This is a genomic window from Acidimicrobiales bacterium, from assembly GCA_041394265.1.
Taxonomy (GTDB): Bacteria; Actinomycetota; Acidimicrobiia; order Acidimicrobiales; family SZUA-35; genus JBBQUN01.
Genome location: JAWKIO010000005.1, coordinates 2,634,722 through 2,647,524, shown reverse-complemented (window position 1 = coordinate 2,647,524; position 12,803 = coordinate 2,634,722). Strand labels below are relative to the sequence as shown.

At 67.6% G+C, this 12,803-nt stretch carries 13 protein-coding genes; 6 read left to right on the top strand and 7 right to left on the bottom strand.

Features of this window, described 5'->3' with window-relative positions; genetic code table 11:
- Window positions 1-12: 12 nt before the first annotated feature.
- The 5 genes from R2733_12905 to R2733_12885 are packed head-to-tail and all read right to left on the bottom strand — an operon-like array spanning window position 13 to window position 5,096.
- Complete coding sequence (locus R2733_12905) at window positions 13-954, bottom strand: type II secretion system F family protein (GenBank protein MEZ5377398.1); 942 nt, start codon at window positions 952-954, stop codon at window positions 13-15.
- Window positions 951-1,835 carry a type II secretion system F family protein gene (locus tag R2733_12900; GenBank protein ID MEZ5377397.1) on the bottom strand — a complete coding sequence of 295 codons (885 nt, stop codon included), beginning with the start codon at window positions 1,833-1,835 and terminating at the stop codon, window positions 951-953. Before R2733_12900 ends, R2733_12905 begins: the two co-directional genes overlap by 4 nt.
- The gene (locus tag R2733_12895) at window positions 1,832-3,121 is read right to left on the bottom strand and encodes an ATPase, T2SS/T4P/T4SS family (protein ID MEZ5377396.1); all 1,290 of its coding nucleotides are present in this window, start codon (window positions 3,119-3,121) and stop codon (window positions 1,832-1,834) included. Before R2733_12895 ends, R2733_12900 begins: the two co-directional genes overlap by 4 nt.
- Window positions 3,118-4,464, bottom strand: coding sequence for a hypothetical protein (locus tag R2733_12890; protein MEZ5377395.1), 1,347 nt, complete (start codon window positions 4,462-4,464; stop codon window positions 3,118-3,120). Before R2733_12890 ends, R2733_12895 begins: the two co-directional genes overlap by 4 nt.
- On the bottom strand, window positions 4,461-5,096 hold the full coding sequence (locus tag R2733_12885; protein ID MEZ5377394.1) for an RcpC/CpaB family pilus assembly protein: 636 nt from the start codon (window positions 5,094-5,096) through the stop codon (window positions 4,461-4,463). The genes R2733_12890 and R2733_12885 overlap by 4 nt, the downstream gene beginning before the upstream one ends.
- Window positions 5,097-5,422: 326 nt before the next feature.
- Between R2733_12885 and thrH the strand changes: the two genes are divergently transcribed.
- Complete coding sequence (gene thrH / locus R2733_12880; protein ID MEZ5377393.1) at window positions 5,423-6,061, top strand: bifunctional phosphoserine phosphatase/homoserine phosphotransferase ThrH; 639 nt, start codon at window positions 5,423-5,425, stop codon at window positions 6,059-6,061.
- On the opposite strand, the gene R2733_12875 is transcribed toward thrH, so the two are convergent.
- Entirely contained in the window at window positions 6,039-6,926 is an 888-nt protein-coding gene (locus R2733_12875; GenBank protein MEZ5377392.1) for a DUF3445 domain-containing protein, read from the bottom strand. The genes thrH and R2733_12875 overlap by 23 nt on opposite strands.
- A 35-nt stretch (window positions 6,927-6,961) precedes the next feature.
- On the opposite strand from R2733_12875, the gene R2733_12870 reads away from it, so the two are divergent.
- The gene (locus tag R2733_12870) at window positions 6,962-7,204 is read left to right on the top strand and encodes a helix-turn-helix domain-containing protein (GenBank protein MEZ5377391.1); all 243 of its coding nucleotides are present in this window, start codon (window positions 6,962-6,964) and stop codon (window positions 7,202-7,204) included.
- A gap of 26 nt (window positions 7,205-7,230) precedes the next feature.
- Here R2733_12870 and R2733_12865 read toward each other — a convergent pair whose 3' ends face one another.
- Complete coding sequence (locus R2733_12865; GenBank protein ID MEZ5377390.1) at window positions 7,231-7,755, bottom strand: hypothetical protein; 525 nt, start codon at window positions 7,753-7,755, stop codon at window positions 7,231-7,233.
- 108 nt (window positions 7,756-7,863) lie between these two features.
- Between R2733_12865 and R2733_12860 the strand changes: the two genes are divergently transcribed.
- From R2733_12860 to R2733_12845, 4 genes are read left to right on the top strand one after another with little or no spacing between them, the layout of a single operon-like run.
- Entirely contained in the window at window positions 7,864-8,520 is a 657-nt protein-coding gene (locus R2733_12860; protein ID MEZ5377389.1) for a LysM peptidoglycan-binding domain-containing protein, read from the top strand.
- 55 nt (window positions 8,521-8,575) lie between these two features.
- On the top strand, window positions 8,576-9,001 hold the full coding sequence (locus R2733_12855; protein ID MEZ5377388.1) for an OsmC family protein: 426 nt from the start codon (window positions 8,576-8,578) through the stop codon (window positions 8,999-9,001).
- Between the two features lie 58 nt (window positions 9,002-9,059).
- Entirely contained in the window at window positions 9,060-11,177 is a 2,118-nt protein-coding gene (locus R2733_12850; GenBank protein MEZ5377387.1) for an ATP-dependent helicase, read from the top strand.
- Window positions 11,178-11,229: 52 nt separating this feature from the next.
- The gene (locus R2733_12845; GenBank protein MEZ5377386.1) at window positions 11,230-12,753 is read left to right on the top strand and encodes a GMC family oxidoreductase; all 1,524 of its coding nucleotides are present in this window, start codon (window positions 11,230-11,232) and stop codon (window positions 12,751-12,753) included.
- Window positions 12,754-12,803 lie beyond the last annotated feature (50 nt).

Here is a 12,803-nt window from a genome sequence, read left to right as displayed (position 1 = left end):
ATGGCACCCGACTCATGGGTTGCCGAACACGAGGGATGGCAGCGCGGCACCGACGAACAGCGTCATCACGGGTGCGACCAGAACCAGCAACGGCACAACCATGGCCGTTCGCCGCTTCACGGAGCGACGGGCCAACTCTTCTCGCTGCTGGGCACGAACCTCGCTCGCAACGGCGAGAAGGGGATCGACGATGTCGCCACCCACCCGGATCGATGACGCGAGGAGTCGATACAGCCGGGTTGCCGTCGGTTCGGCACTCTCGTCGGCGAGTCGCTCGAAGGCGGCCTGTGGTGACGTTCCCCCGGCGATCAGCCCGAGCGCTGCCCGGCAGTCATCGGCCACCGGTCCGATGCTGCGACGGACCACGGCCCGGAGTGACTCGACGGGTCCATGGCCGGTGCGGAGATGGACGGCAAGGAGTTGGGCGATCACCGGCACTTCGGTACGCATCCTGGCGCTGCGCTCGCTGATCGCCCGATCGAGTGAGCCTCGGTGCATCGACAACCCGGCAACCGCGAAGCAGACGAACATGGCCAACGATCCGGACCCGACCCCGAAGATCGCCGCTCCGGAGACCGCACCCACCGCACAACCGGCGACCGCCGTCGCCAGCTGCCGTATCCGGTACTGCGCGACATCGGGATCGTCCTTGCCCGACTGGCGAAGGCGCTGCGCCAACTCATCGGCATCGGCGGCGTCGACGAGCTTGCTGAGCCGGGCGGCGGCCTCGGCAACCGTCGGGCCGAACACACTGCAAAGCGCCGAACGATCGTCGTCGATGACCAGCCGGCGCACCGCCGGCGCACCGGCGCCCGTTCCCAGCCGAGAGCGACCGTAGGCCGAGTACGCCTCGAGTCGAGGAGCCAGCCTGCGCCTGGGTGCGACGACGCTCGACACCGCCAACATCACGAACGATGCGCTCGCTGCGGCCGCCAGCAGGACGAGGCCAGTCATCGTTGCCCTCCACCCGCTCGCAGGATGCGGGGTTCAACCTCGATTCGGCCCAACCGGTCCACGAGAACGACACCGACCAGCGACATGACGAAGCCGAAGACGATGACGAGCGTTCCTCGCCCGGAGGCGTAGAAGTTGCGGTAGCCCTCGGATCCGAGACACAACAGGCCGAGCACCACGAACGGGAGAACGGCAGCACTCCGAGCTTCGAGCTTGGTTTCGAGCTGCGCCGTCTCGATGTCCGTCGTCAACGCCAGATCTCGCACCGTCGAAGCGGCCAACTCCTCGAGGACGTCGACCACGACTCGGCTGCCCTGATCGAAGGCGACGAGAAGCACCTCGACGATCCGATCGGTCAGAGGATCGGCGAGTTCGTTGCCGATGGTCTCCAACGCCACCCGATGGTCGAGCGCAGCGGCCAGGGTCTCGTACCGAGCGAACGATGGTCGCAGCGGTGCCGGGCCGAGTCGACCCAGTTCGGTCAACGCCGCGTGCATGCTGGCACCGGAGCGAAGGCGAGTGGCGAGATCACGCAGGGCGTCGGGCCAAGCCGCACGTCGAACCCGACGGTTGGCAACTCGCCGACGGTCGAGCACCACGATCGGCGCACACGCTCCCAGCAGGCCCACCATCAGGCCCAGAGAGGCAACACCGGTGGACACCAGCACCATCGCTGCGGGTACTGCGGCGCTCATCATGACCACGAGGCCCAGTGACCGACGGGTGATATGAGCATCCGCCTGTTCGAGCCACGTCGCCAAACGCTCGGCGCGACTCGGCGCCGAGACTCGGCGGGACTCCCACTCGGGACGGACACCCACGAGCAGTCCGACCACGAGGTAGACGAGGATGGCGGCGGAGAGCGCAGCGGCAAGCGTCATAGGAGATCCACCCGTCCCTCGAGCACGTCCTCGACTCGAAAGCCTCGATGCCGCAGACCCCGGTCGATCCGGTTGGCCAGGTCGTCGGGCAGCGGGGCGCCGGTCCAGACCAAGGGACTCTCACTGCCCGATCGGGTGAAGATCGGCTCGACCGTGATGTCGTGTTCGGTGGCCTGCATGGCGGGGACCGCAACGATCTCGGCGATCTGTCGACGACCGCTCGGCCCACCTTCTCGTGAGGTGTGCACGACCACATCGACGATCGAGCTGAACACATGGCGCATCTGCTCGGCCGTCACGTTGGTGCCCGACATCGTCGCCGTCGAGATCAGCGCCATCAGGCCTTGCCGTGCGCCGTTCGCATGGATCGTCGACAACATGCCACAGCCGGCGTTGCCGGCCCTCGTGAGCTCGTACGCCTCACCACCCCTGGTCTCACCGATCACCACCAGATCCGGCCGCATTCCCAACGACATGCGCACCAAATCGCGCAACGACACTTCGCCCACACCCTCCGGCCCCGCCGTCCGAGTACGCCAACGCGCCGCGTGCAAGTGATCGGTCGACAACTCCGGCGTGTCCTCGCACACGATCACCCGGCGAGTCGACGGCGCCGAGCGCAGCATCGCGTTCAACAACGTCGTCTTCCCACTGCCCGGCTGCCCCGTCACGATCACCCCGGTTGGCACGGCCAGCAGCACCGACAGGAACGACGCCGCAACCTTCGTCAGCGACTCCCACTCCACCAGCTCGGCCAGGGTCTCGCGACGAGTCAGGTACCGCCGGATCGTCACATCGATCCGCTCGGCAATCGGCGGCAACACCACACCCAATCGCGCCGAGCCGCCGAGAATCTGGGTTTGCACCACCGGATGCAACTCATCCGCCGTCGCCCCGACCGACGCCAAGAGCTTTGCGACCACGTGCGCCACTTCTTCCTCGCTCACCGGCTCGGAGTGCGCGATCAGGCGGCCGGCGTCGTCGACGTACGACACCTCTTCGCCGTGGATGATCAACTCCTCGTAGCGGAGGGACCCGTCGAGGAACGGGGTCAGCGGACCGAACTCGAAGACCGAGCGCGCCAACCGATCCACCATCGCCGACGGGTCGCCCAATGGGCGCCCAACACTCCCCGCGGAAGCCGACGCTTCGTAGTCGGCGACGACTCCGCGGATCAGGCCCAACACCGCTGCCGAGTCGGCAACGTCGAGCCCGCGTCGGGCCATCTGGTCCAAGGTCGCCCGTCGCAACCGCTCGTAGGTGCTCCCGGTCCGCACACCGTTCACGACCGAGCCCCCTCGCCGTTGGCCGTACCGACCGCCGAGGTATCCGGTAAGGGCGTTGGCGACGGTTCGTGGACACTCTGCGCCGTGTCCGACTCACTCGCACTGCGTCGCCAGCGAGGAACGAGGGTGCGACGCTGCGGTTCGTGGTCGTCCACGCCGAGTTCGGCAATCGCGCGTCGGAACGGCCCCCAAGCCGGCACGTCGGCGTCCCAACAGCCGCGCTCGACCCTCCGATCGGTCGGGGCACACACGATCGAGCCGACGCGGTCGCCAACGACCGACCGCAGTTGATCGACGAGCTGCGAGCGCTGCGAGAGCGAGCGCGGCGCCCGATTCAACACGATGTCGACCGGTCGGTCGCCGACCAACCCCAACGCGTCGACAAGCCAATCGACGAAACGGAGCAGCCCGGTCGCCGACGCGTCGCAGACACCGACGAGTTGGTCTGCGGTCGTCGCCGACCGACGGGACAGCTCGTGGCGGCCGACGAAGCGGTGCAGGTCCTCGAGACTCGGTCCGAGCCTCACGATCACCGCCGGCCAGGCCCGAGCGCACGCCTCGAGCAGATCGACGACGTCATCGGGTCGCACCAGCGACCAGTCGTCACGAGTCACGAGCCCCGCGATCACATCGAACGGCAGCGTCGGTCGTTCGCCGTCGATGGCCCGAGCCAGACAGTCCCGCAGATCGGCCGACGCCGCACCGTCGAACGTGAGTGGTTCACGGCGGTGGGTGTCGACCGCAGTCAGCAGGTGAGGATGCAGACCGAGGCCCAGGCGGCGAGCCAGCGTCGGGTGGGTCTCGTCGACATCGACAAGGAGAGGTCGCCCGCTGCCCCATCCGGCCGCCAGCGCGATGGCCACCTCGGTCGCACCGGATCCCGCCGGGCCACCGACGGCGACGACGCCATGTCGTTCGTCGGGCTCCAGGCCGTCGATACCGGCGTCGGCCAGCAGACCGGCAAACCGCCGATCGATCTCGGGATCACGTCGCTGCCGGCGGATGGTCTCGACCAACTCGTCGCTGCCGACCGAACAGGCCAGCACCGTCTCGATCCCGACGTGCTGCAGCTGGCGGCGGCCGAATCCATCGGCTTCGTCGGGATCGAAGATGCCGACGAACGCAATGCCGGACGCCCGAGCCGACTGCACGAACGGAACCGACAACCAGCTCGTGTCGTCGTCGACGACCAACACATCGACGTCCCCGCCGAGCGCCTCGTTGCCGTCGTGCAGCAGTACCACCGCCACGTCGGCCTCGTGATCACGGCAGTGCCGTTGCAGGCTGCCTCTCCAGGTTCGAGCGCTCAGGGCGACGCCGACCACCATTCGCTGTCCACTCACGACGCCTCCTCCATGTCGTCCGCACCGATGACCGGGTTCGAAGCTCGCGAGGAACGGTCGGGCAGCCGTGGCGCTCCCGTGGATCGCAGGAGTTCGACAGGTCCACGCTGGCGAGCGTCCATCAGGGCCAGCGCCTGGTCGTCATCAACCTCGAGGGTCACGAACGACACCGACGGCCCGCCGAGCAATCCCTCGGCGCCGCCGCCCTGCGGGAGTCGCGCCACTCGCACGTCGCTCAGGACGAAGACCGCGGCCTGTTGCTCGTCGACACCGATGACGTCGACCCGATCACCGACCGACAACCCCAGCCCGAGGATCGAGACGGCCTCCAACTCGATGGCTACGGTGCGAGAGAGGCCCGGCGCTTCCGCGGCCACCAGATCGTCGCGCAGTAACGGACGGCCGGCTGCCACCTCGTGTTCGAGCACGAACCCCGGGACGACGTCATCGGGACGCAGCATCAGATCGAGAAATGGAGCATTCGCAGCCACTGACACCGGCTGCACCGGCAACGACGCCAGGCTCGAACCGGGGGCACCGTCGGAGAGCAGCACCACGACCTCGGCGGTCTCGGACCGCTCGGACAGCACGGACCCCACGGTGACGAACGTGGCGAGGCCGGCGGTCACCATCGCGGCGTGAGCGAGGGTCAGCCGGGTCCGCGGTCGTCGCCCGGCACGAGCTGAGGACCGGCGCCGTGGCGAACTCGCTGCGCTCGATTGTTGGCCGTTGCCCTGCATTCGCCCACGCTCCATGACTGCGGCCCGGACCGCTGCGGTCACCAAGCCTCGATGCCGTTCCGCCTCGATCTCGGCGGCTTCGGAATGACGAGCACCGTACGAAGGCGACGCGGTGGGAGGAAGGGAGTACGGACCCCCTTGACAACCGTCGTGCGGTCGGCATCACATCGCTGACGCTGGCGTGGGAGTCGCCCGTCGACCAGCCAGAATGGGGCACCGTGAACGAGAACGCCCCGGCCCCACGCCTCCAGCAGTCCATCATCACCCTCGACGTCGAGGGGGTGCTGGTGCCGGAGATCTGGGTCGCCGTCGCCGAGCGCACCGGGATCGAGTTCCTCACACGAACCACTCGCGACGAGCCCGACTACGACGTCCTCATGACCCGGCGGCTCGAGTGCCTTGCCGAGAACGGCATCGGCCTCAGCACCATCCAAGAGGTGATCGGCACGCTGTCACCGCTCGACGGGGCCGACGACTTCCTCCGCAACCTGCGATCGACCACCCAGGTGGTGTTGCTGTCCGACACCTTCGAGGAGTTCGCCCGTCCGCTCATGGCCCAGCTCGGCTGGCCCACGGTCCTGTGCCACCGGCTCCACATCAGCGACGACACGATCACCGGCTACCAGTTGCGCATGCCCGACCAGAAGCGCAAGGCCGTTGCCGCCTTCCAGTCGCTCAACTACCAAGTCGCCGCCGCCGGCGACAGCTACAACGACACCACGATGCTCGGTCAGGCCAATGCCGGCTTCTTGTTCAACGCACCCGACAACGTGATTGCCGAGTTCCCGCAGTTTCCGGCGTGCACCGACTACGACGTGCTGACCGAGCACCTCTTCACGAGTCTCGGTCTGGCCTGACCCCGGCCCGGTCGAGCCACTCGAGGATGGCGTCGCGGTGTCGAACGCTGCCCGCCTTGTAGCCGGCGACGTCGTCGGGCATCGAGGTGAGCGCCGTCGCCAAGCCGGGGCCGGCGTCGTGGGTGAGCACCCAACCCAGCGGTCGCCGCAGGATCCGGATCGTAAAGAGAATTGCGTCGGTCTCGGGGAGCCGACGCAAGGTCTGGTATTCCACCCGCAAGCACAGCGCGTCGGCCACGTTGTCGGCAGTGATCGGAACGGCCGGCGGTGCCTGCTCCCCCGGTTCTAGCCGGTTGCCATGGTCGCCATCGATGGTCCAGTTGGTGCGCCACACCGGTCGCTCGACTCGAAGCCGATCGAAGAACGTGTCGGTCCGCGCCGACAGATCGGTGTCGTACCGCGGCACGGGCACGTGGATCCCGGCCATCGAGCGACCCAACTTCGATGCCAGGTGCCACCGGGTCGGGAAACAGACACACGCCGCCGTCATCCGCCACTCGTTGCCTCCCTGGAGGTCGCGTTCCATGACGACGAGATCCTCCTGCACGAGTCGCGCTGCCTGTTCGATCGGGTGCGCGTCGTGGTCGCGTTCGGGAAGGTCGAGCTGCCGGGCCCGCAAGTCCTCGGTCACGAGCGCCAGCACCTCGCTCGACGCCGGCTCGCTTCCGGGCATCGTGGCGACCACGTCCTGGGGTCGTTGGGCCAACAGTTCGGCCTTCTCGGCACGGTCGGCCTCGAGATCGGCATCGATGATCAGCCAGCGATCGAGGGCGAGCGGCCGAACCCCCATCGTCCAGACGAAGGGTTGGTCCTGGAACGGTGGAGCGATCGCATCGACCCACTCCAGCTCGCGACGATCACTCATGGAAGACAAGCGTAAACGAACGCTAGACTGGCAGAGTGCCTGAATTTCCAGATGGATTCGATCGACTTCGAACCGAATACCCTCCCATCCTGACCACCGCCCAGGTGGCCGAACTCCTCGATCTCAACACCCGCACCGTCCTCACCATGGCAGGCGATGGACGCCTTCCCGCCAGCCGGCTCGAGGGTTCTCGCAAGTACCACTTCGTGCTCGAGGACGTCATCGACACGCTGAAGCGGAACCGGGTCATCCCCGAGAGCGCGCCGACCAACTCCTGACACCCGCCGGTCAGCCGGCGGCCCACTCAGAACGAACTCGTCACCGACACGACGGCGTCGTGAGGGATCAACGCCTCACGCCCGGAACCGACGCGTAGCGACACATGTGTCGGAGCTACTCCGATCACGCTTCCCGTGATCGGGTCGCTCGATCGGCGATCGATCGTGACGGGTCCCGCCGCGTCCACGAGCGACCGCAGGTGGGCCACGAGTGTTCGGGGATGACCGTTCGACCAGTCGATCCGCTCGCCGACCACGTCGGGATCCTCGTCGATGACGACGCCCTCCACGTGGGCCAAGACGATCAGCTCGCGCAGTCCGGCCTCGGCCGACAGGGTGACCACCGACTCCCCGACGTGCACGAGTCGACCGTACCGTCGGCGATCGACGGCATCGACGCGCACGCGTCGGCCCAGCGCCGCCCATTCGCACAACCGCTCGGTGAGGCTGGTCTGGGCCATCGCCAGCTCGGCCTCGGCCGACTCGACCTCGAGCTGTTGCGACCGGGCCGCCAGCCGAAGGCGGCGTACCTCGCGCTCGTGATCGTCCATGACGTGCCCATCGGCCGGCGGGGGTCGGCCTTGAGCAACAGCATCGCGAGGCGACCTCCACCCATGGGCCGTTGACAACGTTTCTTTACTATTGTTTACTCTTTCTTCGTGACTCTGGAACGACAGATCTTCGAGCTCGCCTCGTGGCTCCTCATCATCGTCTGCGGGTGGTGGACCATCGGCGCCGCCTTGTGGATCGGCGCACTACAGCGACCCCACACCTCGCTTCGACGAGTGGCGTCGGCCGTTTCACTCCCCGGCAGTCGACGCCTTGCCCACGCGGTGCTGGCCGCCGCACTCACCGTCGTCTCCGCCTGCTCGAGCGACCAGCAGGAGCCGACGCTCGTCTACCTCGGAAGCGTCACCACCTCGACACCTTCGATGACACCAACCCCACCGCCCACGCAGGCGCGCCCCTCGACCACGCCAACCACCCACGTCACCCCGACGACACCCTCGACGACCCCACCGACGACACCGGGCAACGACGATCCGGTGCCACCGGCATCGACCGAGCCGACCACCCACGCTGAACCGTCGCCTGTCGCCGAGTCCTCGACCGCCACACAGCACGAGGTCGTCGCCGGCGACCACCTCTGGGCTATCGCCGCCCAGCGACTCACCTCCTCCGACCAATCGCCGACCAACACCGAGATCAGCGGCTACTGGCGCCGCCTCATCGCCGCCAATGCATCCACGATCCGCTCCGGCGACCCGAACCTCATCTACCCCGGCGAGGTGCTCACACTTCCGCCACTCGACTGATCGCCGTGGATCGGTGCCGGGAATGCACCGACGCCCCCATCGTGTTGGATCAGGCATGACCATCACTGCCGTACTCAACGAGGGATTCCACGTCAACATCTCCAATGGCACCCACACCTGGTCGGCCGACGAACCGATCGACGACGGTGGCACCGACCTCGGACCCAATCCCTATGACCTCCTCCTCGGCGCCGTTGCGGCCTGCACCGTGATCACCTTGTCGAGCTACGCCCGTCGCAAGGGCATCGCGATCTCGTCGCTGTCCGCCGAGTACAGCTACGCCAAGGTCCACGCGTCGGACTGTGTGCAGTGCGACGACGACCACACCGGCATGGTCGACCACGTGACCTCGCGCATCTTCATCGACGGTGACTTCGACGAGGCCACCCGCACGCGACTCGAAGACATCGCCCGGCGGTGCCCGGTCCACCGCACTCTCGAGCGCGGCATCGTCTTCAACGACATCGTGTTCGCCGGCTGACGATTCGACCCGGGCCGTCACTCCCCGCCCTCGACCAGTCCGCTAGGCTGACGAACGCATGTTCGCCAGCCAGGTACTCGACGACCTCAACGACCGCCAGCGCGACGCCGCCACGCACGACGGCGCTCCCCTGCTCATCGTCGCCGGCGCAGGGACGGGGAAGACCAAGACGCTGGTGAGCCGCGTCATCCGCCTGATCGATGACGGTGCCGACCCCAATCGGATCCTGCTCCTCACCTTCACCCGACGCGCGTCGGCCGAGATGTTGTCGCGGGTCGCCGCTACCTCCACCAATCGCGCTGCGTCGCAGGTGTGGGGCGGCACCTTCCACGCCACGGCCAACCGTCTGCTGCGCAGCTATGGGCAAGCGGCCGGTCTCGCTGCCGGGTTCACGGTCCTCGATCAGGGCGACAGCACCGACCTGTTCGGCATGGTGCGGACCGACGAGGGATTCGGCGAGCGAGGGAAGCGGTTCCCGCGGAAAGAGACCATCGCCAACATCTACTCCCGCATGGTCAACTCCCAGGCCAAGCTCGGCGAGGTGCTCGACACCGACTTCCCCTGGAGCGCCGAGCACGCCGACGACCTCAAGACCATCTTCACCGCCTACACCGCACGCAAGCGCCGACACCAGGTCCTCGACTACGACGACATGCTGCTGTTCTGGCGTGGCCTGCTGGCGTCGAAGATCGGCGACACCATGCGGGGGCTCTTCGATCACATCCTCATCGACGAATACCAGGACACCAATCCGATCCAGGCCGACATCATCCGCGGCATGTGCCGGCCCGACACCCAAGTGTGCGCGGTCGGCGACGACGCCCAGGCGATCTACGGGTTCCGGTCGGCGACCGTCGCCAACATGTGGGCGTTCCCCGAGCACTTCCCCGGCGCTCGCATCGTCACACTCGAACAGAACTACCGCTCGACCACCCCCATCCTCGACCTCGCCAACGCCGTCATGACCGCGTCCGACCACGGCGGTGACGACGGCTCGGCCCAGCACTTCGACAAACAGCTGTGGTCCACCCGCTCGGGCGGGACGACACCCAAGTTGGTCACCTGCCACGACGAGGCCGACCAGTCGGCCTACGTGGCCGACGCCATCCTCGACGCCCGCGAGCGCGGCATCGATCTCCGCCAGCAGGCCGTGTTGTTCCGCGCCGGCCATCACTCCGACCATCTCGAACTCGAGCTGACTCGGCGAGACATTCCCTACGTGAAGTACGGAGGCCTGAAGTACCTCGAGGCCGCCCACGTCAAGGATCTGCTCGCCCTGCTGCGCATTCTCGACAACCCCTCGGACCAGCTGGCGTGGCGTCGGGTCCTCGCATCCATCGAAGGGGTCGGACCGGCGACGCTCCGCAAGCTGGCCGAAGCCATCGGGCTCGATCCGATCGAGACCGGGCGCCGCAAGGACGACCCGACAGGGTCGCCGCCGTCCGCCACCGCACCCTCGGGCACCAACGACACCGCGCTCCTGCGGTTCCTGGGCGACGACCTCCCGGTCCCGGCCGCTGCGGCCGAACAGGTCGCCGTCCTTCGGGCTGCGCTCACCGACTGTTCGGCCGACGGCATTCCACCGGCCGAGCAGATCGACCGGCTGAAGGCGTTCTGCGAACTGTCATTTGCGGCGAACTACGAGAACGCGGCCGCCCGGCTTGCCGACATCGACCAACTGGCCGCCACGGCTGCCGCCTACGACAACCGCAGCCGGTTCCTCACCGAGCTCACGCTCGATCCGCCCGAACGCACCGGCGATCGTGCCGGGCCACCCCACCTCGACGACGACTGGCTGACCCTGTCGACCATCCACTCGGCCAAGGGCATGGAGTGGCGAGCGGTGCACGTCATCCACACCGCCGACGGCAACATGCCCTCCGACATGGCCATCGGTGACCGCGACGGACTCGCCGAAGAACTCCGGCTGATGTACGTCGCTCTGACGCGGGCCAAGGACGAACTCACCGCCACCTTCCCGTTGCGCTATCACGTACACCGCTACGCCAACGACGACCGTCACCTCTACGCCCAGATGTCGAGATTCTTCGAACCCGTGCGCGAGTACTTCGATCTCGCCACCACGCGCGATCACCCGTCCGACGCGGTGATCGAGCTCGACTCGGTCGGTGTTGCCGACGAAGTCGACACCCTGCTCCACTCGCTCTGGGAGTAGCACAGCCGATCGACGAGATGACCCATCGGACCTCGATGGTTACGCTCACGCGATGAGCACTGTGCCCTCGAGGATCGAAGCCGACGACATCGTGGTGGGAGGCGGATCTGGCGGTGCCGTCGTCGCCGCACGGTTGGTCGAACAAGGGCGACGCGTCGTCCTCGTCGAAGCTGGCCCCGACTACGGACCCGTCGGTGATCCGCGGTGGCCCAACGAGCTCGTCGATGCCCGCATGCTCGCCACCAGTCACGACTGGCACTACGCCGGCGGGCGCTGGACCTTCTCTCGAGCGCGTGTCATCGGTGGCTGCAGCAGTCACAATGGGGCGATCGCCGCCGTCGGCCATCGCTCCGACTACGACGGCTGGCGGCTCCCGGGCTGGTCGGCCGGGGAGGTCGCGCCACTGTTCGCCACGGTCGTCGAACGCATGCGGGTCCGGGCCTACCAGCCGAGCGAGGTCGTGCCGTTCCACCGCGAATGCCTGGCGGCAGCCGCCGATCTCGGCTGGACCATCGCCAGCGACCTGTGCGACCTCGACGCCGGTCCGTCGTTCGGCCTCGAAACGGTCAACGTCAGCGGCTCGACCCGGTGGAACACGGCGTTCGCCTACCTCGACCCGGGCCGCTCCTCGACCGGGCTGACCATCGTCGACTGCACGGTGGTCGACCGTCTCGTGCCAACCGCCGGCGGCATCGTGGTGCATGGCCGCCGTGTCGACGCTCACCCGTTCGACAACTCGCACGCCTTCCCTCCGCACCCCACCGCACCGAATGCGACGAGCGACGCCGTCGAGCTCATCGCCGAACGGGTGATCCTCGCGGCCGGCGTCTACGGCACCCCCGCCATCCTGCAGCGATCGGGCGTTGGCGACCCCGATCGGCTTCGGGCCGTCGGTGTCGTGCCGACCCTCGAGTCACGCCTGGTCGGCGCCAACCTGCACGACCACCCCATGGTCGATGCCAGCCGCACCGTCGGCGCCGAACTCCAGCGGCATCTCGATGATGCCGCTGCGACGGGCTTCCTGCCCGAGGAGCAGACGCTCGGGAAGTTCGTGTCGTCGCAGTCGGACGATGGCCACTACGACCTCCATGTCTTCCCCGTCGTCGCCAGCGATCAGACCAGCGAACTGCACGGACGCGTCGCCGTCGAGGTTGCGTGCATGAACCCGCGCAGTCGAGGCCGTCTCGACATCACCGGCGCCGATCCGCTCGCCGCACCGACCATCGACCACGCCTACCTCTCGGATCCTGACGATCACGATCTCGCCGTGCTGCGCGACGGCCTCGCCATCGCCGAGGAGCTCCTCGATCATCCGCTCGTGGCACCCCTGCTCGGATCCTCACCCTACGGACCGGCGACCGACGATGAGATCCGATCGCGGGTGGCGCACTACTACCACCCGGTCGGCACGTGCGCGATGGGGCGGTCCGACGTCGCCGTCTGCGACGAGGCCGGCCGAGTTCGGGGCCTCGACAACGTGTGGATCGCCGACGCGTCGATCATCCCGCAGATTCCACGAGCCAACACCAACCTCCCGGCGATCATGATCGGCGAGCGAATCGCCAGCTGGCTCTGATCGTGGTCGAATCGATTGCCGTGGTCGAGCCGCTCTGACAGCATCGCGTC

Coding starts and splice junctions, on each gene's coding strand:
- R2733_12900 (MEZ5377397.1), bottom strand. CDS start 1,835: ATGACGCTTGCCGCTGCGCTCTCCGCCGCCATCCTCGTCTACCTCGTG.
- R2733_12855 (MEZ5377388.1), top strand. CDS start 8,576: ATGACCATCACTGCCGTACTCAACGAGGGATTCCACGTCAACATCTCC.
- R2733_12865 (MEZ5377390.1), bottom strand. CDS start 7,755: ATGGACGATCACGAGCGCGAGGTACGCCGCCTTCGGCTGGCGGCCCGG.
- R2733_12875 (MEZ5377392.1), bottom strand. CDS start 6,926: ATGAGTGATCGTCGCGAGCTGGAGTGGGTCGATGCGATCGCTCCACCG.
- R2733_12905 (MEZ5377398.1), bottom strand. CDS start 954: ATGACTGGCCTCGTCCTGCTGGCGGCCGCAGCGAGCGCATCGTTCGTG.
- R2733_12845 (MEZ5377386.1), top strand. CDS start 11,230: ATGAGCACTGTGCCCTCGAGGATCGAAGCCGACGACATCGTGGTGGGA.
- R2733_12885 (MEZ5377394.1), bottom strand. CDS start 5,096: ATGGTGACCGCCGGCCTCGCCACGTTCGTCACCGTGGGGTCCGTGCTG.
- R2733_12850 (MEZ5377387.1), top strand. CDS start 9,060: ATGTTCGCCAGCCAGGTACTCGACGACCTCAACGACCGCCAGCGCGAC.